This window comes from Lysinibacillus sp. 1 U-2021 (assembly GCF_029916965.1).
Lineage (GTDB): Bacteria > Bacillota > Bacilli > Bacillales_A > Planococcaceae > Lysinibacillus > Lysinibacillus capsici.
The window spans coordinates 872656-896208 of the sequence record NZ_CP123966.1 but is presented as its reverse complement, the minus strand read 5'-3'; the positions used below and the strand labels follow the sequence as shown (position 1 = coordinate 896208).

Sequence of the window (23553 nt, the reverse complement as noted above, 5' to 3'; positions counted from 1 at the left end):
GATTGCTTTTTGGTCGTATATCCATCAATTCTATTGTTCTATCCCTCACTTTTGAAACGCTATCCGCTATTTTTGACGTTCCATCCAGCAAAGAAAAACACGCAAATCCTTCATAAGCGATTTACGTGTTAGGTATCATTATTTACTTTTGACAGATTGTCGATGCTCAATACGGTGTGGTAAAATAACCGCTTCGTCCTCGACAGTTTCCTTGCTCATTAATTTTGTCAGCAGGCGCATTGCAACAGCTCCAATATCGTAAAGCGGTAGCGCGACACTTGTTAACTGTGGACGAACCATTCGTGCTAACTTTGAGTTCTCAAAGCTGATAACTTCAATATCTTCTGGAACATTTTTGCCCACATCTTGTGCGCCATGAATTAAACCGATGGCCAATTCATCACTTCCTGCAAAATAAGCTGTTGGTGGCTGTTCAAGAGCAGATAAAATCTCCCAAGCCTCTAAGCCCATATCATAGCTGGACTCTTCTGCAGCAATTAATGCTTCATCTATTGGTAAACCAGCATCCTGCAATGCTTTCTTATAGGCTGCTAGCTTGAATTTTCCGTTAATTGTATACGAAAGTGGGCCAGTTACAAAACCAATCCGTGTATGGCCATTTTGAATAAGTAATGAAATAGCTTCATAAGCCGCCTGGAAATAATCGATATTCACAGTTGCAATTGTTTGGGATTCATCCACAGAGCCTGCAAGCACAATTGGTACTGGCGAATGATCCATCGTTTGCTGCATCTTTTCTGTAACCTCATCACTCATCATGACAATACCATCAACCTGTTTTCCAAGCATTGTATCCAGTAGCTGTAGCTCTTTATCTTCATGTTGATCTGAGTTGGCTAAAATAATATTGTAACGATACATTGTGGCAATATCCTCTACACCACGAGCCAGCTCCGCATAAACATTGTTTGCAATATCTGGGATAATCACGCCAACTGTTGTTGTTTTCTTACTTGCTAAACCTCGCGCTACTGCGTTTGGACGGTATTCTAATCGTTCAATTACTTCTAGTACTTTTTTTCGTGTTGCTGGTTTTACGTTTTGATTACCATTGACTACACGAGAGACCGTTGCCATGGAAACATTTGCTTCTCTTGCAACATCATAAATTGTAACAGTCATCGTACGTGCCTCCCTTTTTTCCTATTATAGCCTTATCATACGATAATTTTCATATTATTTTCAAGAAGAACTACGTGAAAACCAAGTACTAATAGTCCTATTCTAGACATTATTTTGTCACGATATAACAAACACCGCCTGCCGAAGTAAGCAAGCGGTGTTCGCTGTTAACAATTAAGCATGAATTTCATGATTTTTCATGAATTTTTGTAGCGTTTCATAGAATGCGTCAAATGTTGGGATGTCCATTTGTTGTTGTGAGTCAGACAATGCCACAGATGGATCTGGATGCACCTCTGCCATAACGCCATCAGCACCAATTGCAATAGCTGCTTTTGCACATGGTAATAATAAATCACGACGCCCTGTTGAGTGTGTAACATCTACGAATACTGGCAAATGCGTTTCTTGTTTTAAAACTGGTACGGCTGAAATATCTAATGTATTACGTGTTGCTTTTTCATAAGTACGAATACCACGTTCACAAAGGATAATATTTTCATTTCCTTTAGACATAATGTATTCTGCAGCATGAATGAATTCATCAATTGTTGCAGCTAAACCTCGTTTTAATAAGACAGGTTTATTTGTTGCACCTGCTGCTTTTAATAATTCAAAGTTTTGCATATTACGTGCACCAATTTGAATGACATCAATATAATCCAATGCTTCCTCTAAATGACCTGGTGTCACGATTTCGGTAATAACACCTAAACCATATTCCTCAGACACACGTTTTAAGATTTTCAGACCTTCTAATCCAAGACCTTGGAAGTCATAAGGAGAAGTACGTGGCTTATAAGCACCACCACGAATTAACTTTTCACCTTTTGCTTTAATAGAAGCGGCAACTGCTGCTACTTGCTCATAAGACTCAACCGCACAAGGACCGAATACGAAAGAAGGTTTTCCTTGACCAATTAATTCACCATTGATATTAATAATTGTATCTTCTGACTTCTTCTTACGAGATACAAGCAACTCTTTCTTCTTATCAGCTTCAAGTTGTTTTAAAGCTGTTTTAAAGATTTGCTTAAATATATAATCAACCGTCATTTGGTTTAATGGACCTTGATTGTGTTCTTTAATAAGATCAAGCATGTGTCTTTCACGCAGCGGATCATAGCGATTCACACCTTGTTTTTCTTTAATTTTACCGATTTCATCAACTACAGCTGCACGTTCATTAATTAGACGAAGAATTTCTAAGTTTAAACCGTCTATTTGACTACGTAAGCTTTCTAAATCTTTTTGGCTCATGCTTTCTTGCTCCTCTCCTCATGACAGACACTTTCAGAACTCTGAAATGTATGTTACATTTTTAGATAATAGCATTATTATAATCAATGTTGTTCAGAATGTCACGCATTTTTAATTTAGCGCTTCAACTCGCTAAATTATTTTCAAGTATGACGCGAAAGGAAGCGATTACATTGAGTTCTAAACTATTCGCACTTGATATTGGCACTCGCTCAGTGGTCGGGATTATTCTACAAGAAGAAAATGACCATTTTCATGTGGAAGATATTTTGGTAAAAGAGCATAAAGAACGTGCCATGGTAGATGGACAAATACATAATGTCATGTATGTGGCAGATTTAATTAATGAAATAAAACGTGAACTTGAAGAGAAACATGGGCCTCTTACAAAGGTAAGTGTTGCTGCAGCAGGTCGATCTTTGAAAACTGAACAAGCTAGTGTGACCATCCATATACGTAATCGACCCATTTTTACTGAAGAAGATATTAGTCGCTTGGAACTTCAGGCTGTTCAACAAGCACAGCAGCAACTCTTGCAACAAAAAGAGGATGCAAAAATTAGCCACTATTATTGTGTAGGCTACTCAGTCCTGTATTATCGCTTGGATGGCGAGGAGATTGGAAGCCTGTTGGATCAACAAGGGGATGAAGCCCAAATCGAAGTGATAGCAACGTTTCTACCTCGGGTAGTGGTGGAATCATTGATTGCCGCTCTTAAACGAGCTGATTTAGAGATGGAAGCATTGACGTTAGAACCGATTGCTGCTATTAATGTGCTGATTCCTCCAACGATGCGTCGCTTAAATGTGGCCCTTGTTGATATAGGGGCAGGGACATCAGATATTGCCATTACGGATAAAAGTACAGTTGTAGCTTATGGCATGGTCCCTACAGCTGGCGATGAAATAACAGAAGCTTTAAGCGACCACTATTTGCTAGACTTCCCTGTAGCTGAAGAGGCTAAACGTCAGCTACAAACAGCTGAAGAGATATTGATTCAAGATATTCTAGGCTTTGATCAGTTCTATCCCAAGGAAGAAGTTTTTTTAGCAATTGAGCCTGCAGTGAAACAGTTGGCGAAGTCGATTGGAGAAGAAATTTTACGACTCAATAACCGAGTAGCACCCAAAGCCGTTATGCTGGTTGGTGGCGGTAGTTTAACACCCAACCTTACGATAGAACTAGGTCAAGTTCTAGATTTACCAGCTAATCGTATTGCTGTTCGAGGCATTGATGCTATTCAAAACTTGACAAAAGAAGAACACATAAAAGCCTCACCTGAATTAGTCACTCCTATTGGCATTGCCATTGCTGCTAAAAAGATGCCGATTCAATATATGAGTTTAACAGTCAATAATCAAGTGGTTCGCCTTTTTGAACTAAAAGAAATGACTGTGGCTGATGCCTTTCTAGCTGCAAATATTCGCGCAAAGCAATTATATGGAAAACCAGGACATGGGCTATCTATCAGTGTCAACGGACAGGACATTTTTATACCAGGTGAACATGGCCACCCTGCTGAAATAATGGTAAACGGGCAACAGGCATCAACTAAAACCCTGATTAAAACTGGCGATGCCATTCAGTTAATCGAAGGCCAAGACGGACAGCAGGCGACGGCTACAGTAAGAGATCTTATAGATGAGGCAGCAATAAAGACAGTGACAATCCAAAACACCAAATATGTGATTGAGCCAAAAATTACTGTCAATAACTCTTCTGCATCACTCGATACCGTTTTACATGATCGTAATATCGTCGCTTTTGATATAGCTGAAACAATTGAGGATGTATTTAAAATCACTAATAATTGGCATTTGTTAAAGCAATTTGAGTCCTATACGATTCAAGTGGATGGACAACCTTTATATTTACCAGAATTTTCTCCTCAGTTAATGATTAATGGAAAAGTTGCTAAATTGAGCTATGCTGTACAACATGGAGATGTGATAAGCTTCCAACAACCATCTCTACCCACAGTACAACATATCGCGGATCAAATGAATCTTTTGCTAGAGGATAAAATCATTATTCATTTCCAACAGGAAGTTTTGGAACTAAAGAAGACTGCAAATGAAGCGATTGTTAATAAAATGGTTGTATCTCCACAGTCCACTGTACACAATGGAGCGACTTTAGTATTTAAAGAAAAGGATCGCAGTCGTTGGATTTATCAAGATGTTTTTCGATTCTCTAATTGGCAACTACCAAGTGCCTTTAAGGGGAATTTTACGATTTTAAGGAATGGTCAGCCGGCGAGCTTTGATACAGAAATATTTGGTGGCGATCAATTAGAAATAATACTAGAAGCTACACCTATCATTTAAAAAAAGGGATACGTTACAACTTTATCTTGTAACGTATCCCTTTATATTATGCATTATGCACGAACTTCTTCAGTTGTTTCTTCTTTTTGATCTGCTTTTTCTGTCGTTTCTTCGGCTTTTGGTTCCTCACTTGGAATGTAATCCTCTAATGGTTCTTCCCCTTCAAAGGAAACTGTACCATCATCAAAAACAGTTGGTGCTTTTGCCGTTTTTAGTGTTTTTACTTTCTCTACTAATTGTGTAGATTGCTCTTGAATTTGTTTAGAAAGTTGAACTGTTTTATCTTTTGCAGTTGTCGAGAAGTCTGCACTCTTATCTTTTAGCTGAACAGCTTGTACAGCCACATCACTGCGTAAATCTTTTCCTGACTTTGGAGCTAACAGTAGACCTGCAGCAGCCCCTACGATTCCACCAACTAATGCGCCAATCACAAAATCCTTCATGTTTACACGCTCCTCTTCATAAATCGAGTCTTGCGGATGATAAAGCTGAGGCAAAGAACTTTCAAGCTGCTGTTCCTTTACTTCGTTAAAATTTGGCTTTTGAGTTGTCATGCAACAATTCCTCCCCATCTAATTATCAAATTTGTCTAGACTGGTTGTCCATCTCAAAGATGCATCTTCAACTTATATGTCTAAGACTTTATTTTTATTCAGCCAGCATAGAATACTCACTGAATAATTATCATTTTTTACGACCCCATTTTCTTTTTGGTGTTTCTTCTACTTGCACAGTTTCAAATGCATAGACATCTGGTGATACCGCTTCCTGCTCGATGATTTTGCGCTTTTTCCATTTATCAGCAATACCCATCGCAACATTACTCCATTGTACAACTTGTGCAATTTTTTCTTCATTTTGTTCTACGCTTTTAGAAACTGAAGAAGTGATCTGCTGAACAGAATTATTTAAACCATTAACGGAATCACCAATACCCTTAACAGCTTGAACTACTGAATTTAATTGTTCAGATTTATGTTGAATATCCTCTGCTAAGCTATTTGTTTTTGTTAATAAAGACGTTGTTTCGCGAGTGATGCCTTCCATTTGGCCTTCAATCCCAGATAATGTCCCAGCTAAGCTGTTTAGAATGGATTTAAGCGAGAATAATGTCATGCCCACGCTCACACATAAAATTAAAAAACCGATTGCAGCAATAATGGCTGCAATATACAAAATCACTTCCATAAGTTTACCTCCTGCTAGTAAATTGTCTTTACTATTACTTTCCCTATCTTCGACAAAAAAAACGGAATTCCTGCTTAAATTTGAGAAAAAACAGCTTAACCCCTACGGACTAAGCTGTTTCATTGTTTTTAAGCACGTCTTCAAAAGCATCTTGGAACTTGTGAACATCACCAGCGCCCATAAATAAGAATATTGCGCCATTATGTTTTGTTAATATATCAATTCCTTCAGTGGTAATCACTGCACTGCCTTCAATAAGTGACGCTAAATCATGAATAGAAAGCGCGCCTTGCGTTTCTCTCGCAGAACCAAATATATCACATAAATAGGCTGTATCTGCAAGGCTCAAACTATCCGCAAAATCTTGTAAAAAAGCTTGTGTACGTGTAAATGTATGTGGTTGGAAAATCGCAACTAGCTCACGTTCAGGAAATTTTTGTCGTGCTGATTGAATTGTCGCGCGAATTTCCGTTGGATGGTGTGCATAGTCATCTATTAAAACATTATCCCCTATGTCCGTCTCAGTAAAACGTCTTTTTACACCTTTATATGTGTGTAAACGCTCCTGAATAATATCTGGAGAAATGCCTTCATACTCACATAGCGTAATAACCGCCAATGTATTTAGAACAGCATGGTCTCCAAATAATGGGATAAAGAAAGTGCTATAAAATTCATTACGTACAAAAACATCAAATTTTGTACCCTCAGTTGTTTTTTCAACATTACGTGCTTCAAAATCATTTTCAGCACCAAATCCATAATAAACAACTGGTACTTTTGCTTGAATACGTTGCAGCTGTTCATCATCACCACATGCTATAATTGCTTTTTTCACTTGTAATGCTAATGACTGAAATGCAGAATATACGTCCTCTATATTAGCGAAGTAATCTGGATGATCAAAATCGATGTTCGTCATCACAGCATAATCAGGATTATATGCTAAAAAGTGACGGCGGTATTCACACGCCTCCATTACAAAGAAATCAGCATTTTCATGACCTGCCCCAGTACCATCACCAATCAAATAAGATGTCGGTTTATAGCCACCTACCACATGCGCCATTAAACCAGTCGTAGACGTTTTACCATGTGCACCTGTGATGGCAATGGATGTATAGTTGCCAATATATTCACCTAAAAATTTATGGTAACGAATGACTTCTACACCTATTTCTCGAGCACGTACTAATTCAGGGTGATCATCGGAAAATGCATTACCTGCGATCACTGTCATACCTTCTTTAATATTATCTGCATTAAATGTAAAAATTGGAATATTACGTTCACGTAACGGCTGCTCCGTGAAGAAATATTTATCGACATCTGAGCCCTGTACTTGTTCACCAGCATCAAATAAGATTTGTGCAAGCGAACTCATGCCAGAACCTTTAATGCCTGTGAAATGAAAAACTGTCATTAATTAAACCCCCCGGGAATTTCAATATCCCATCTATCATCTATTAGGTGTATCGTATTATTTGACGAATGGTTAGGTATTAATACCTTCACAAGTGTTAAAAAATACGTACTATTCAACACATCTTGTCTATTATAGCACTTTTTATGCATAAGGATAGATGTGTAACTTTTCTAAAAAAACTAAATTCGACGTAAATTAGATAATCTAGACGAAAACAATGCAATTCTTATTCAAACATAGTAATTAAATCTTCTTCTGTAATGTAACTTTCACGTGGCTTACTTCCTCTTGCCTCCGAAACAAAACCATGTGATTCTAACATGTCAATTAAACGAGCAGCACGATTATAGCCAATATGATACTTTCGTTGAATCAATGAGGTAGAAGCGCCACCTTGCTCATAGACAAATCGACAAACATCTTCAAATAAATCGTCCTGTTCTGCCGACACCTCTGTTTTCTTTAATAATTCCTCTTGATCGAAAATATAATCAGGCTCACCCTGTTCACGAACATGCTCAATAATTGATTCAATTTCATCATCTGTAACAAAAGTTCCCTGTAAACGCACTGGCGCTGACATACCATTACCTAAATATAGCATATCCCCTCGACCAAGTAACCTTTCTGCTCCCTGCCCATCTAAAATGGTACGAGAATCAATTTGAGAGGAAACTGCAAAGGCAATACGTGTAGGAATGTTTGATTTGATTAACCCTGTAATAACATCCACTGAAGGTCTTTGCGTTGCAACAATTAAATGAATACCACATGCACGTGCCTTTTGAGCAATACGGCAAATGGCCTCCTCTACATCTGCTGGAGACATCATCATTAAATCAGCTAACTCATCAATGACAATTAAAATGTAAGGCAACTTCAGGCTATGTTCATTATTTTTATCCGCTATGGCGTTAAAACGTGTAATATCACGTGCACCTGCATGAGCAAATAGTTGATAGCGGCGCTCCATTTCTTCAACTGCCCATTTTAGTGCAGCCGTTGCCGCCTTTACATCTGTAATGACAGGACTAACTAAATGTGGAATATGGTTAAATGGCGCCAGCTCTACCATTTTAGGGTCGATCAGCATGAGTTTTAGCTCGTGTGGTGCAGCTTTATATAATAAACTAACCAAAATAGAATTAATACAAACAGATTTACCCGAACCTGTTGCACCAGCGATTAAGCCATGTGGCATTTTACGTAGATCTAACGTAACAGGCTTTCCAGTCAAATCAAGTCCTAATGCTGCCTCTAATGGTGAATCCGACTCAACGAAGGAGGCACTATTTGTTACCTCAGATAAGCGAACAGCTCGTGATACTCGATTTGGGATTTCAATACCGATTGAACTTTTCCCAGGAATTGGTGCTTGAATACGAATATCTTTTGCTGCTAAGGCCAGTTTTAAATCATCTGCTAAGTTTCGAATTTTACTCACCTTTGTACCATGGCTCACGGTTATTTCAAATTGAGTAACAGCAGGACCTTGCATAATCGATTCAATTTGCGCAGAAACTTGGAAATAAGATAGCGCTTCGACTAATGTTTCTCCCTGTTGCTCCATCCAATCCGTATCCTGTGTTTTTTCCTCTGGTGGCTCTAGGTATTCATCAGTAGGCTTTTGATAGACGTGTACAGGCTTTGCTGGTATCTCAGCTTCTACTTCTACTACTTGTGGTGCTACTTGATTCTCAACAGATTCTACTGGAGCATACTCTACAATTTCTGAAACTACTTCAGGTTCAATAGCTTGTTCTGGTTCTGACACTTGTTCCTGTTCTGAAGCTAGTTCTAGTTCTGGTTGTAACTCAAGCTCTGGCTCAATAGTTGCAGAAATTTCATCAGCAGTTGCTTTTTCAATTTCTATTCTTTCATTTGTTGAGATACTTGACATTGATGTAACAGGAGCCATTTTAATTACAGCAATAGGCTCTTCAGCACTGCTTTTTGTAGTGACACTTTCTACTTCATCTTTTATATCAAGTTGCACTGGACCATCTACTTGCAATTGAACATTCTCTGTCATATAGAAATCGTTGTCATCTTCTGGTGGTGAAACGGACATTTCATTTGTTGTCATACTGTCTAAGGACGATGATTTTTCTGACATCACATCCACTAGTTTGTTTTTCTCTGTTTCTGGCTTTCTCTCTACACGTAGAGGCTGCTGAGCCATCTTCAATTGCTGTTGGATTCTCCATTTTTCTTTATCTGTTTTTAACATGAGTACATTAAATGGAATTCGACTTTTTTCTTCCCTCGATGCAGTATCAGGAGATTGGTCATCCATTGACGGTTGAACGACAGTAACTTCTCCAATATGGATCGTAGAATTTTCAATTTGTACTTGTTCCACAACCATTTCTTTGACATGGATTTCGGATTGATCTGCTGAAAGTTGTTGAACTGTTTGATCTTGAACCACAGCCTCCTTCTCTTGCCCTTCAAAATCCATAGCAAAAGAAGTCGTTTGAGGCACAGCTACATTTGATGACAAATTTTCCTTGTCATCGTTCTCTTCAACCAACAGTTCTTCCTCAAAAATAATTGGTTCACTTACTGTCGAAAGTTCTTTCGATTGAATGATCTCATGATGTTCCGTTACAACCGTTTGGTTTGTGCTAGCCGGCTCTTTTTCTTCTAGTATATTTTCATTGACCTCATTTGTTGTCGCTTCTTTTAAAGGCTTTACAACAGTAACCGCTTCAACTGCCTGTACATCGGTTTCTTGCTTCTCGTATTCCTCTTTTCTTTTATCTAATAATTCTTTGATGGGACTTGGTTTTGCAAAACCATAGACAGGTGAAGGCACATCTGTTGGAACAAATCGTTTGCGATTCTCAGGCATAATATTTTCAACTTTTTGTTCTTTTCGCTGACTCTTTTCTTTTGGTTCAGGTGCAGTCATAGGGCTTATAGTAGCTGTTTCATTTTGTGCATCTCGAAACACTAAGCTTGCTCTTGAACGAAATTCTTGTTCTGGAGGCTGACTTTTCATCATTGTTTTTCTACCTGTACGTTTAGAGCGATTTGCGAGTAAATCTCGTATTCCTGAAACCTCTACATCATAAACACTTGAATCGACAATATGATGATTTAAATGTTTTGGTAACGATAAATCCCCAATTTGTCCATAATCATCATCTTCCATTTGATCATACATTTCGTTTGAGGACGTATAGGATGCCTCACCTTCATTATCGTCAATCAAAGGGAAACGGAAAGTCTTTTGCTTAGCGATTGGTGGTTCTTTTTGTGTATGTAATTGCTCCGACTGAACTTCTCCATAATCCTCATAATATTCCTCATACTCATAGTCTTCATCTTCTTTATTAATAAATTTACTAATTTGTTTTTTAAACCAGTTCACTTCGTTTCACTCATTTCTCTTACACTTCATTTATAGCATTGTCTAGTTTTAAATTTATCAATAGCTCAATGTCTACATCAAAAAGCATACCATAAAAACGGTCTTGAAACTTGCATTTAGAGGCTCATTCTAAACAAAAAAATCGTTATGCTACTAGCATATTAGTAACATAACGATTTAGGGCATTTCACCTTGATACAAGGAATAATATCATGATAAAACATTTAAATTTTAATAATTTCTTTTTTTAATAGGGGGATTTTTATTTAGTTGGTGCTTCAAAAGCACTACCTACTATAGCATCCTCTGGTAATACTAAAATTCCTTTTTCAGATGGTGCATTAGGAATCGCTAATTCACGCGCTGAACAAAGCATGCCGTAAGACTCAACACCACGTAAATTCCCTTCTTTAATAAGCATTCCTGAAGGCATTACGGCACCAATTTTCGCAACAACTACCTTCTGTCCTGCTTCTACATTCGGAGCACCACATACAATTTGTAGTATCTCCTCTCCTACATTGACTGAACAGATACTCAATTTGTCAGCATTTGGATGCTTGTCCTTTGTTTCTACATAGCCAACCACAAATTTTGGTGAAAAATCTACATCAAGATTAATATTAGCTCCATTTTTTTCGATTGCCACTGCTAGCTGTGCTACTAATTCTGGTGTCACTTCTACTAATCCTTTTGCATCTGTTTGGATGTAACTGCTCGCATTAAATAAATTGAAGGCTTTAATTTCTCCCGTTTGAGCTTCCTTTAAAATAGCAATATCACCAGCACGCTCTACTTCTGTTTTCACAATGGCCTCTGTTGCTAGTTGAACTAGTAAGACATCTCCTACATGCTCTTTGTTGTAAAATACGTTCATTGTTATTCTTGCTCCTTTTTCACTCTGTTTTTTGCTAAGATAAAGATTGGTTCTAGTTCCCCATCTTCATAAATAAAAGATAATGACGTAATCGGTACAGTACCAACTGCAAAGAAATGCATCGTCATCTGTGCTAATACATCATACCCTGTTTCATTACGAATATCACCTATAATTAATACATCTTGATGAGGCACGGATAATGTCATATCGCCCTCTACTTGTGCCTGCATTTCTTTTAAAAAGCTCTCATTTAAAATACGGCTAGCATCATAGCCATCATTCACATTGACAAAATAAAAAATATTTCCTGCTACCTCATCTTTTTTATAGGCGGTTGGTAGTTGTTTCACCGAAAAGCGTGCCATTTCTCGAATTTGTTCTACGGTTAATTGTAAGGCTTCTAGCATAGATTCATCAATAAAGCGATACGTTTTACCTAAATCGAGTGCATAAAAAATGCGCGTTTCAGCTGTATGCTCAGTTGCAATAAAGGCATGCCCTTCTTTCGATGCCTGTGGATAAGAAGTGGCACGAATCACGGGATAAATCTGTGTAGTCGTTTGGAAACCCTGTTCTTTTTCTTGTACCATCGCATTAAAGGTTTGCTCAATTGTATATACAACTTCTTCAATCGCTGACTCTTGCTTCTCATTATATTTTGCTAAGATTCCAGGTAAAGAGAGCTCCATCCCTTTTTCAATCATCTTATGATTCAAGCGTAATTTATCGTACTTTTTATCAAAATGAAATTCATATTTCTCTTCAGTTAATTGCTTTTTTAATAGCTCGACTAGTTGTTCAGACTCTATTTGCTTCATCTTTTTCACATCCTAACTTCAAAATGAAACGGCTCACATGTTTGTGAACCGTTCTGTTCATACCTTCTATTTACTTCATCTTAACCGAATGAACGATTTTCGTCATCTCACGTAAATTATTTTCAATTTGTTTAGCCTTTGAAATGGTTGTCATCTTCACACCACCACTGCTAACAATGAGCTCCATTTCATTTTCTTCGTCTGTTTTTAGAACCGCTGTGAAGCCAAAACGACCATCCTTATCAAAAGTTGATTCCTCAATAATTTTGTCCGCTTCATTTTCTTTTAAAAGATTATAATAAAGTTTACTGTCTTGTGCTTCACGATCATTGATAAAAAGAATGTAGCTTTCTTTTCCTTTTGAAATCACAATATTATAAGCATCTGAACTGTCTTCAATTTTAAAGTTTGAAGGTAAGTATAATTTGATATCCCCAATTTCTACTGTATGTTCTTCTGGCTCTTCAGCAAAAACCTTCTCCGTTAATTGGAGCCCATTAGCAATTTGATCATCAATAGATTGATTGCAGCCAGAAAGGACAAGGAGTAAAAGCATTAGGCCAATTGCTCTTAGCCATGAAAACAACATGTCTCTCTTCCTTTCACTACTAACTTTTTTCTATTTTAAAAAAATTATTCATAAGATGCAACCTAACTATCCTCTTACCACTAATTCTTTTTAACTATTTTCGTGAAAATGTGAACAAATATTGACCAAGCAAAAGTGAGACAATATGCTCAAACATCATCTGCCTACTAACTAAACCTTGCGTAAAAATACCTACAGCACCAGCACCCTGACGAATATCTCGACGTTTTGTATATTGCTCCATAATCGGTCCAAGTTCTCCACCAGTTCGTATTTCCTGGGCAATTTCTTTTGGCAGTATAATTTGTGCGCCAGCCGCTGTAATCATTGTTCCGTCTGACACAGTTAATGCACCCCAGTTACAAACATACATTTCATCATCGATTTCAGTTACGCCACCTTCTAAACCAAATGATAATTCTGCATCCGTTAAAATCAAGGCGTTTTTAGCACGATTCATTGCTCCTAATCTCGTTTCTTCATTACTTATTGGTTGATCTGATACTTCAGAAGCAGCTTTGACATGAGTAAAGAGTGAGTCCTCAAAGTATTTTCGAACAATTACTTCAACTGCTTCTGTTTTGGCTTTATTAGTTGTGCCAATTGCTATCTTCATTTAATCCCCACTTTCTTTCCATAGAAAAAGATGCCTCTAAAAGGCATCTTCCTAGCTTCTTATACATTAGCGTGAATTGTCTCTAATGTCGAACGATCTGCTTTTTTCACTAATTCAACAATTAATGCTTTGGCAGCTGCATAATCATCAATGTGAATAATTGACGCTGATGTATGAATATAACGTGAGCATACACCAATAACTGCACTTGGAACGCCATCGTTTGCCGTATGCACTCGACCAGCATCTGTTCCTCCTTGGGAGACAAAGTACTGATAAGGGATATGATTGGATTCGGCTGTATCTAAAATAAATTCACGCATACCACGATGTGTTACCATTGTACGATCTAAAATACGAAGTAAAGTACCTTTGCCAAGCTGTCCAAATTGACTTTTTTCACCTGACATATCATTAGCAGGAGAAGCATCTAGTGCAAAGAATAAATCAGGCTTAATCATGTTTGCTGATACTTGTGCACCGCGCAAGCCAACTTCCTCCATTACGTTTGCACCTGAGTATAAATGTGAACCTAATTTTTCATGCTGTACTTCTTTCATTAATTCAATCGCTAGACCACAGCCATAGCGGTTATCCCAAGCTTTAGCCATAATTTTCTTCGGATTTGCCATTGGTGTGAATGGACAAATCGGTATAATGGATTGTCCAGGACGAACACCCATAGACATAGCATCTTCTTTATTATCAGCACCGACATCGATAAGCATATTTTTTATATCCATTGGCTTCGCTCGTTCTGCATCCGTTAATAAATGTGGTGGGATGGATGAAACGACACCAGGAATTGCCCCATTTTTCGTATATACTTCTACTCGCTGTGCAAGCATAACCTGGTTCCACCAGCCGCCTAATGTTTGAAAACGGATCATTCCATTATCTGTGATAGAAGTAACCATAAATGCTACCTCATCCATATGACCAGCAACTAATATTTTCGGTGCATCCGTAACATCACTGTGCTTAACACCAAAAATACCCCCTAAATTATCTTGAACGATTTCATCCGAGTACTTTTCTAATTCAGAACGCATGAACGCACGTACTGCGTGTTCATTACCCGGAGCGCCTGGTAATTCTGTTAATGTTTTAAATAATTGTAATGTTTCCTCATTCATGATGACTCTCTCCCCACGAAGTAGAATTTTCTTCCTTGCCTATTGTAACACAATTATTTCCGAATTCGAAATATTGATACATTTCCTAAATCCGCTTAATTGTGAACGTGCATTCACTCTATAGGCTATGCTAAAATAAAGGTATAGAAAAAGGAGGAAAAAAGTATGAAATTACGTGATTTTTTAATTGGTGTCGCAACTGGCTTAGCTGCCGCAGTCATTATTAAAGAAGCTAGTGAAAAAGTTTCTCCGTTCGTACCTGCAGGACAAGTACTTGAAAACATAAAAAAAGAATTTAAAAAGGATTCACCGATTGATGGTTCTTGGATTTTCATGAAAACTGAAGATTTCACAAATGGTATTATTACCATCCCAGTATATCGTGGGGGGATCTCGCGTATGCATGAAGGTGAGATGCAGACATTCGAATTTGCTGCTGATGCACGCTCTGGTGTTGTCGTGGAACTAACAGAAGTTTAATTATGTATATACGAGAGAAGCCATCTCATAAATTGGAGATGGCTTCTTATAATGTTGAAAAACAAAACATTTTTGCGAAAGGTGAAAAGAGATTTCCACTGCGCTGGCGGAACGGAAATCACCCCCTCACCTTGCTAAAAGGGCTTTGCTGCTTCTCATCATATCTAATTCAATAACATAAGAAGCCATCTCATAAAATGAAGATGGCTTCTCTATGTTATTCGGATAAACCTTTATTATTAAAGTACTTTTTATACTTTCGGTAATAATTTAAATTATTAAGTGTTAGTTTCACCCAACGCTTCGCATTCATATCCTCGTTAAAGTAAAGAGAATTTGTGTATTTACCCTCACTAATTAATTTTTTTGCTTCTAGTTTGAGCTTTTCATTCGATGCATATTTGAATAATACACCTTTAGGAATAATCATCCATAAATGCTTGTCCTGCACATATGTGACTTCTTGCTCGATATTTAACATATGGTCATCCGCAACATACTTCATTAAATTATGCCCACTTGCTGTTACATAATAGCTAGAACGCCCATTACGTAAATTGATTTCAAAAAGTTTATATTGCTTGTCTCGAATATCATATTTCATATCAAAATTCGCAAAACCTGTATAGCCAATGTCCTCTAGGAAGAAACGTACTTGATCCATTAATTCTTTATCATAGGTTGTCACGATGGCTGCATAACTTCCGATTCCTTCAGGAGAATGTTCTTCTAGAATAGGGTTACCTAGACACATCAGCTTCACTTTTCCATCCTTCCCTACATAGGCATTTAATACACGCATATAGGAATCGTCCCCAGGAATAAATTCTTGAATAATCATTGTATCCTGATAAGTAGAGCTATAAATAGCTTTTAATATAGCCGTTTTTTCCGCGTCATCATGTGCAACAAATACTTTTTTCTTCCCAGGGAATTTACAAGCCCAATATTCTACAGAGTTTGAAGCCTTTAAAATAATAGGGTAAGCAAATGGTGGTGTAAAGTTTTCATAGTTGTCAGCTGTCACCGTTGTTGTACCTGGATATTTAAAATTATATTGATCACACATTTTATAGAAATTTTCTTTCAATAAAATTTCATCCATCAACGATTCATCGATATAAGGTACGGTAAAATGCTCTTGTAATGCTGGCTTATTTTTGATGATCAGCTTGGCATAATCGTCCCCACATGCTAAAAGTAATAGTTTTTTATCAGCATATTTTTTTGCAACTTCTGCAAGGGCAGGTGCAAAAACATCTTGTTCATTTAAACGGTCTATTTCTTGAAAGTGTAGGATATGGCTATCTTGTGTTGCTGTTAAATGAGAACGTCCTAAGACAAGTGGTTTAATACCATATGCTTCATAAAACGCACGTGCCATACCATATGCATTCATATCTGATCCAAGTAAAACGGGTAAAAATGGTTGTTCAGTTGCCATGTTTATTTCAACTCTCTTTTGTATTTTAGTATCGTGTTAAGTGTATCATATTTTCTATCCTGTTCACGAACAAAAACGCGAGGTATTGACATTTTATATGCCAAATACCTCGCCTTTGCTTGCTCGATTAAAATGTAATAACAGCTTGTCTACTACGCTCTAGTTTATCCACAATCTCTTTGCCTGACTCATCCCATCGAATCATACGGTAATAAGCATCGTGATAGAAAATAAAGCCATAGTTATTTGCAAGGGCTTCCTTCATCAGTCGCTCTTTTGCAAATACACTTGTCATTGGATAATCGTCATAGGCTAATACCCATAATGGATTTTGATGAGCATGAGTCGGCATAATATCTGCCATATGCAATAACACTTCATCATTTTGTGTTAGCTTGATGACAGCATGTCCCTCACTATGACCACCAGTATGAAGCATTTCGATTCCAGGTACTACTTCCAATGACTCTTCGTAGGTTTCAACTAAATGCTGAACTGGCTCCCAATTTTCTTTCCAATACGTATTTTTAGAACGGATATTGGGGTTACGCATTTCATCCCATTCAATTTTCGTTACAAAAATCTTGGCATTTGGGAAAGTTGGTACAAGTACATCCCCTTCCCACTGCGTTAACCCCCCAGCGTGATCAAAATGTAAATGCGTCATTAACACTGCATCAATATCTGCTGTCGTTAATCCTAGCTCTTGTAAGCTATCAGCTAACGAAGATTCTTCTGTTACTCCAAAGTTTCGTAGCTGCTTTTCATTTAATTTGTTAAAGCCAACACCCGTATCAATAAGGTAGTTCTTGCCCCCAAATTGAATAAGAATAGGTTCTGTTGGTAATTCAATTTGGTTTTTTTCATTGACTGGATATTTGCGGGACCAAAGAGGCTTTGGTACAACACCAAACATCGCACCACCATCTAGGCACGTAACACCCCCGTTTAGCCATGATAATGACATATTGTGAAACTGTAACTGATCCATCCATATTCCCCCTACAATTTAGTGATAAATTGCGATTCTAAGCGATAAATCGGCTGCCCCTTCGCAGAAAACTTCTCTTCATATTCTGTCATCACATTATCCTCTGGCATATTTGCATGCAGGTCGAGAGATACATACTTTAATAACATCCCATATTCAGACATACTGATTAAAGAATACTCGAAAAGACCTCGGTTATCCGTTTTAAAATGGACTTCCCCATTATCCACTAAAATCGACTCATATAATTTCAAAAAATCCCCGTGCGTTAAACGTCTTTTTGCATGTCGTGTTTTTGGCCAAGGATCTGAGAAATTCAGGTATACACGTGATACATCATTTTTGTCAAAGAATTTATATAAATCTGCGCCATTTACTTTTAGTAAACGTAAATTCGCTGGAGATTTTGCCTCTAACACTTTTTCTAGTGCACAAACAATCACACTATCGTAAAGTTCAATGCCAATATAATTGATTGTTGGATTTTGCAAAGCCATACCGGTTACAAATTGTCCTTTTCCAGACCCTACTTCAATATGAATAGGGTTGTCATTGCCGAAAACAGCCTGCCAATTTCCTTTAAAGTCTTCAGGATTTGGAATAATCACCTCTGGGTGATCTGTAATCATTTCCTCTGCCCAAGGCTTATTTCTTAATCTCAATGTTGTTCCTCATTTCTTTCTTGTGAAATTATTGATTTTTTTATAGTATAACGTATTCCCCTATAATTCGCATGATATTATTGCACAATGATATTTTAGGAATATTTAGCAATCACTTGCCATGCATTTTGCTGCACTGTGCAATGGATAGGTGTCCCTTGATCAACAACGCCGATATAATTACCATCTGTATGACCATCAACTTGATGTGTGCCTACGCTCATTTCAAAGTATTGTCCCTGTAAAAAAGTAATCTCCTTAAATTTTGTATGCTTTTCAAAAAAAACAGTGACAAAAATAAGTAATAATTTGATCCGCGATATACCATGTACAATCGTTATATCAACTTGACCATCATCCGCTTTTGCAGCTGGTGATATTTTCATACCTCCCCCAAAATAAGGCTGATTACTCATAGCGACAAACCATGCCTGTTTGAACTGCCACTCTTGTTCACCTGAACGTATCGTTACATCAAAACGCTCAAAGCGAAATAACCCTCTCATAACAGCGACAGCATAGGAGAGCTTTCCTAGTCCTATTTTATTGAGATAAAATTTTAGACGAGATGCATTAATTGATTTTGTCACATAGGCATCAAAGCCTATGCCCGCATTATTGACGAAAATTTCATTCCATCTATCGCCGAGCTGAATGACCCCTGCATCCATCTTTTCATTGGCCATAGTGGTTCTGGCATAATCCTCTATTTGCCTAGCATGATGAAAGGTTGGGAAAAAACGAGCAAAATCATTACCAGAGCCGGCTCGAACGACACCTATGATGACGAACTTATTATGTACTACACCGCTAACTACCTCATGGATAGTGCCATCACCACCAACAACGACAATTAACATGTGTTCTTGCTGTTGTTGTGCCCATCGTTTGGCTATTTCCTGTCCATGTCCTTCATATTCTGTAAAAGCCACTTGATAGGAGATCGTTAGTTGCTGTTGAAGCTGAAGCCAAACCTTCTTCCCTTTCCCATTTCCTGCTGCCTCATTGACAATAAATAGAACCTGCATCTATCAATCCTCTGTTGGTTGTGGTGCTTGTTGCCAAATGTCTCGATTAAAGGAGGTTGTTTGGACCGTATTTAAAATGGTTTGCGCAGCCCGTATTTGCATATGTTTCATAGGAGAGGAAACTTTTTTCAACTGCTCTATCCATTCGTGGTAATTTCGACGATCAACAAAGCGAACCCCAAATGGTGAACCAGGATAATCAAAATAACCATTCCGAGTTAGCACAACTTTACGGATTGGCATATCAATATTCTCTTGTTTAAATAATTGCGACAGCACCGATTCCATCCGCCCTAAATTAATTGTCGGGTTCAATACTTTAGCATCTCTTGTTCCAACCTTCTTCATCCAAAAGCGATCACTACTACCTACATAAACAGCTTGGTTTTCTGCTTCTAACACCTTAATGCAAATACATTCTGTCGGTGACATGAGCACGACATCAAGCTCAATTGGTGCTTTTCTTATTTGTAGAATCGGATAATAAAACAACAAATAGTTATCAGGTAACGTTTGCAATAACGTACGTAATAAAGAGTCACGCATGAACCGAGGATCCACATATGATTTTTCACGTAAAGTTGAACTCGCCCATTTCATTTGAAAATGAAAAAATTGATCGATAAACATTCGTTTCAGCTCATGGATGGATTGTGGTGCAAACACAATATTAGGTTCAAATGTGAGCGTTGTTTCTTCTTCTGGGATGGAATCTTCATCACTGACAAGCTCATTGGATATTTCTATTTCTTCAACATCCTCTGTAGCTTCCTTTTGGCGACTAGTAAACATTTTTTTCAAGAAAGCAAAACGTTCCTTTTCCTCAAAGGCTTCCGACTCGGCCTCATTATCAACATGTTTCCATTCACTAATGTCCTCTCCCAATTCCCACTGACGCTTAATACGCTCCCACTGGCTTTTCTTCAAACGCACAAATTGAGTTGGGTATCTCGCTAAATCAATTTGATAGCGTGAAATATAATCTTGTATTTTTACTAATTGTGCCAATGTGTTATCACTCCTATCTTACGAGCATGCATAATTATATATATGTAAAACTTGTTATCCTTTCTATTTTACATGACACGTCATAAGATTACATCCATTTTTATCCCTATAAATGTTGTCATAATGCAACTGTTCGATAAGAGTTTATGAGAATAGTAGTAGAATCCCTGTTATAAATCTTAAGAATATGTATGATTGATTTTAGCTTTACGACATATAGAAAAATAGATCGATTATGTATCCTTTATGTTATCTGTAAATACAGGAACCCAACAAACAATTTTCAATTGCCTGTTGGGTTCTTGATTTCTTCTATTTCCTTATATACCTAAACCAAATGAGAATAAGATTACAGCTAATATAACCCCTATTGCCGGCACTATTACTGTCAATGCTCCAAATGCAGGGTACGCATCTTTATGTGTTTCTCCACAGATTGATCGAATGGTCGTTACAACATATCCACCTTGTGGAAGTGAATCAAGTGAGCCTGAAGCAATGGCAACAGTTCGATGTAATGCTTCAGGATTGACACCTAAATCCAAATAATGCGGAGCTAATAATGGTAATGCAATGGCTTGTCCACCAGAAGAAGAACCCGTTAAACCAGCAATTACTGCTACAGCAAGTGCACCACCTACTAATGGGCTTCCTGGAATATCAGTCATAAATGCCACAGCAGATTCAAAAGCAGGCGTTACTTTTACAACACCACCAAAGCCAACCACTGCAGCTGTATTAGCAATAGCTATAATCGCTCCCATTGCCCCTTCTCCAACTGCGCCGCCAAAATTTTGGAAGTATTTTCTGTTGATGAGATAGCTAGCTAATATACCGCCTGTTAACGCGATGATTAATGCTGACGTTCCTAATGAATTATGGAATGTAAAAGAAATAATCAATACTACTAATAGCGGCACTACACTTAAAATCGGGTTTGGTAAATCTGTTCGTGATGATGTAAATACATCCGTCTCTCTACTAACAAATCGTTCTCCATTCGCTAATGCTTTGTTGATCATCTTTTTTAGCCACCAATAACCAAACACAAGCATAAATATTGCAACGATAAAGCTAACTTCCCACCCTGCATATGGTGAGGTACCTAAAAATTCAATTGGAATCCAGTTTTGAATTTCAGGAGAACCCGCAGAAGTCATTGTAAACGTTGTTGAACCAAAGCCAAGGGCCGCGGGAATAAAACGTCTTGGTAAATTTGCCTGTTTAAATAGGCTAAGTGCCATTGGATAAACAGAGAAGGCTACAACAAACAAGCTTACGCCACCATAAGTTAAAACCGCACATGCAACCACAATAGCTAAAGCAGCTTGCTTCATTCCAATTTTATTGACAATCCATTGTGAAACACTATCTGCAGCTCCGCTATCCTCCATTACCTTACCGAATATAGCTCCAGTTAAGAACATTAAATACCAGGATGCAATAAAGCCTGTGAAGCCTGACATGTAATTTGTTAAAAAGTTTGCAGCATCTTTTTCTGCAAGCTGTGGGAAAAGCGGAAGTCCATTTAGTAATCCTACAAGCAACGCTGTTAAAGGTGCAGCAATGAGTAGGTTCATCCCCCTCATTGTTAAATATATTAATAATGCTAATCCGCCAAATAACCCAATCATACCTAACATAATCTTTCCCCCAATTCCCCATTTGTGCTTATATGATCTTCACTTACTTTCCGTCAGATTAATTATTCTTTTTGCCGTATCTTCTTACACGTAGAAGGGCTTGCTCTGCATGACCTGCAAAGTTTTCTAGTTGACAAAGGCGTGCAGCATATTCCCCAATGTAAGCACTTGCCTCTGGTGTTACCTTTTGATAAGTTACAGTCTTAATGAACTTACCAACCCATAATCCACCTGTATAACGAGCAGCACCCTTAGTTGGTAACGTATGATTTGTGCCAATGACCTTGTCACCATAAGCAACATTTGTCTCTGGGCCTAAGAATAAGCAACCATAGTTTGTCATATTGTCCAGGAAGTAATTTGGATCTTCCGTTAAAATTTCTACATGTTCAAAGGCAAGTCGATCTGCTTCGATTCTAGCTTCCTCGATAGAATCCACTAGCAGTATTTGGCCATAATCTTCCCAAGAAACGCGTGCAACATCTGCTGTTGGTAACGTTTGCAATTGACGTTCAATTTCTTTAACAGTTTCTTCTGCAAGTTTTTCAGATGTTGTAATAAGGGCACCAGGTGAAGTTGGTCCATGCTCGCCTTGTCCAAGAAGGTCTGTAGCGATCATTTCAGCATCTGCTGTATGGTCAGCAACCACTAAAGTTTCCGTTGGACCTGCAAACAAGTCAATTCCTACACGACCATATAATTGTCTTTTTGCTTCAGCAACGAAAGCATTCCCTGGTCCAACAATCATGTCTACAGATTCGATTGTTTCTGTACCTATTGCCATTGCTGCCATTGCTTGAATTCCGCCTAAAAGATAAATTTCATCAGCACCTGCTAATGACATTGCCGCAATTGTGGCATGTGGAATCTCCCCGTTAATAGGAGGTGTACATGCAATAACTCGTTTTACACCTGCTACTTTAGCTGTTAATACACTCATATGTGCCGATGCCACCATTGGATAGCGTCCACCTGGTATGTAACATCCAACACTGTTTACTGGAATATTCTTGTGACCTAAAATTACACCAGGAATATTTTCTACTTCCACATCGTGTAACGAAGCTAGTTGCGCCTCTGCAAATTCACGGATATTTTTTTGAGCAAATTTAATATCCTCAATCACATCATTAGGGACTTTAGATACAATGTCATTAATTTGTTCTTGCGTTAAGCGGAACGATTCTGGAGACCATTTATCGAATTTTTCCGATAGTTCACGTACCGCTTGATCTCCTCGTGCCTCTATATCCTTAATAGCTTCCGAAACAATGATAGAAACTTTTGAATCGTTTGCATTTACTTCTTCTTTTGACTTTCCAAATTTTAATACTTTAACCATAATTATTTCCCCTTTATGTTCATTTTTTATTTCTGCATACGTATGCAAAAATTATATAAGTAAGATTATTCTAAATATAAAAGGTTGTCAATAAAAAATTAATTTCGTTATTTTTATTATTTATTTCAAAACAACTTATGAAAAAAATGAAAGCATCATACTATTATTCTCATAAGATGCCATACAAATTACTGTA

Annotated in this window: 20 protein-coding genes; 2 read left to right on the top strand and 18 right to left on the bottom strand. The window is 37.7% G+C overall.

All coding sequences use genetic code 11. From position 1 onward, the window contains the following. Positions 1-138 precede the first annotated feature (138 nt). A complete protein-coding gene (gene ccpA, locus QH639_RS04675) occupies positions 139-1143 on the bottom strand; it encodes a catabolite control protein A (RefSeq protein WP_281115690.1) in 1005 nt (334 codons plus the stop codon). 174 nt (positions 1144-1317) lie between these two features. Continuing rightward, positions 1318-2403, bottom strand: a complete 1086-nt coding sequence (locus QH639_RS04670; RefSeq protein ID WP_004226108.1) for a bifunctional 3-deoxy-7-phosphoheptulonate synthase/chorismate mutase — start codon at positions 2401-2403, stop codon at positions 1318-1320. Positions 2404-2576: 173 nt separating this feature from the next. On the opposite strand from QH639_RS04670, the gene pilM reads away from it, so the two are divergent. Continuing rightward, positions 2577-4730, top strand: coding sequence for a pilus assembly protein PilM (gene pilM, locus QH639_RS04665; RefSeq protein WP_281115689.1), 2154 nt, complete (start codon positions 2577-2579; stop codon positions 4728-4730). A gap of 53 nt (positions 4731-4783) precedes the next feature. Here the strand turns inward: pilM and QH639_RS04660 are convergent, their stop codons facing one another. The 9 genes from QH639_RS04660 to QH639_RS04620 all read right to left on the bottom strand — a co-directional run bounded on the left by QH639_RS04660 (position 4784) and on the right by QH639_RS04620 (position 14759). Continuing rightward, positions 4784-5284: a YtxH domain-containing protein gene (locus tag QH639_RS04660; RefSeq protein WP_131521311.1), complete on the bottom strand. Its 501-nt coding sequence runs from the start codon at positions 5282-5284 to the stop codon at positions 4784-4786. Positions 5285-5414: 130 nt separating this feature from the next. Continuing rightward, on the bottom strand, positions 5415-5918 hold the full coding sequence (locus QH639_RS04655; RefSeq protein WP_131521310.1) for a DUF948 domain-containing protein: 504 nt from the start codon (positions 5916-5918) through the stop codon (positions 5415-5417). Positions 5919-6027: 109 nt separating this feature from the next. Further along, positions 6028-7341 carry a UDP-N-acetylmuramate--L-alanine ligase gene (murC, locus tag QH639_RS04650; RefSeq protein WP_281115688.1) on the bottom strand — a complete coding sequence of 438 codons (1314 nt, stop codon included), beginning with the start codon at positions 7339-7341 and terminating at the stop codon, positions 6028-6030. A gap of 229 nt (positions 7342-7570) precedes the next feature. After that, a complete protein-coding gene (locus QH639_RS04645; protein ID WP_281115687.1) occupies positions 7571-10720 on the bottom strand; it encodes a DNA translocase FtsK in 3150 nt (1049 codons plus the stop codon). A 262-nt stretch (positions 10721-10982) separates the two neighbouring features. Beyond that, entirely contained in the window at positions 10983-11597 is a 615-nt protein-coding gene (gene ytpR / locus QH639_RS04640) for a YtpR family tRNA-binding protein (protein ID WP_131521307.1), read from the bottom strand. Between the two features lie 2 nt (positions 11598-11599). After that, positions 11600-12418, bottom strand: a complete 819-nt coding sequence (locus QH639_RS04635; RefSeq protein ID WP_131521306.1) for a DUF1444 domain-containing protein — start codon at positions 12416-12418, stop codon at positions 11600-11602. Positions 12419-12488: 70 nt separating this feature from the next. After that, the gene (locus QH639_RS04630) at positions 12489-13007 is read right to left on the bottom strand and encodes a hypothetical protein (protein ID WP_131521305.1); all 519 of its coding nucleotides are present in this window, start codon (positions 13005-13007) and stop codon (positions 12489-12491) included. Between the two features lie 94 nt (positions 13008-13101). After that, positions 13102-13623 (bottom strand): DUF84 family protein, encoded by a 522-nt coding sequence (locus tag QH639_RS04625; protein WP_131521304.1) that lies wholly within the window; start codon positions 13621-13623, stop codon positions 13102-13104. A 59-nt stretch (positions 13624-13682) separates the two neighbouring features. Continuing rightward, complete coding sequence (locus tag QH639_RS04620; RefSeq protein ID WP_004226091.1) at positions 13683-14759, bottom strand: M42 family metallopeptidase; 1077 nt, start codon at positions 14757-14759, stop codon at positions 13683-13685. A 165-nt stretch (positions 14760-14924) separates the two neighbouring features. Between QH639_RS04620 and QH639_RS04615 the strand changes: the two genes are divergently transcribed. Further along, positions 14925-15239: a hypothetical protein gene (locus tag QH639_RS04615; protein WP_259419427.1), complete on the top strand. Its 315-nt coding sequence runs from the start codon at positions 14925-14927 to the stop codon at positions 15237-15239. Between the two features lie 217 nt (positions 15240-15456). Here QH639_RS04615 and QH639_RS04610 read toward each other — a convergent pair whose 3' ends face one another. The 7 genes from QH639_RS04610 to hisD all read right to left on the bottom strand — a co-directional run bounded on the left by QH639_RS04610 (position 15457) and on the right by hisD (position 23357). Further along, positions 15457-16683, bottom strand: a complete 1227-nt coding sequence (locus QH639_RS04610) for a carboxylate--amine ligase (RefSeq protein WP_131521303.1) — start codon at positions 16681-16683, stop codon at positions 15457-15459. A 127-nt stretch (positions 16684-16810) separates the two neighbouring features. Next, positions 16811-17674 carry a YtnP family quorum-quenching lactonase gene (locus QH639_RS04605; RefSeq protein ID WP_048393489.1) on the bottom strand — a complete coding sequence of 288 codons (864 nt, stop codon included), beginning with the start codon at positions 17672-17674 and terminating at the stop codon, positions 16811-16813. Positions 17675-17685: 11 nt separating this feature from the next. Next, a complete protein-coding gene (gene trmB, locus QH639_RS04600; RefSeq protein WP_016991781.1) occupies positions 17686-18336 on the bottom strand; it encodes a tRNA (guanosine(46)-N7)-methyltransferase TrmB in 651 nt (216 codons plus the stop codon). Between the two features lie 95 nt (positions 18337-18431). Beyond that, positions 18432-19364, bottom strand: coding sequence for a diacylglycerol/lipid kinase family protein (locus tag QH639_RS04595; protein WP_237898489.1), 933 nt, complete (start codon positions 19362-19364; stop codon positions 18432-18434). Positions 19365-19367: 3 nt separating this feature from the next. Continuing rightward, on the bottom strand, positions 19368-20372 hold the full coding sequence (locus tag QH639_RS04590) for a nuclease-related domain-containing protein (protein ID WP_281115686.1): 1005 nt from the start codon (positions 20370-20372) through the stop codon (positions 19368-19370). Between the two features lie 320 nt (positions 20373-20692). After that, the gene (locus QH639_RS04585) at positions 20693-22015 is read right to left on the bottom strand and encodes a GntP family permease (RefSeq protein ID WP_131521300.1); all 1323 of its coding nucleotides are present in this window, start codon (positions 22013-22015) and stop codon (positions 20693-20695) included. A 58-nt stretch (positions 22016-22073) separates the two neighbouring features. Then, the gene (hisD, locus tag QH639_RS04580; RefSeq protein WP_131521299.1) at positions 22074-23357 is read right to left on the bottom strand and encodes a histidinol dehydrogenase; all 1284 of its coding nucleotides are present in this window, start codon (positions 23355-23357) and stop codon (positions 22074-22076) included. Positions 23358-23553 lie beyond the last annotated feature (196 nt).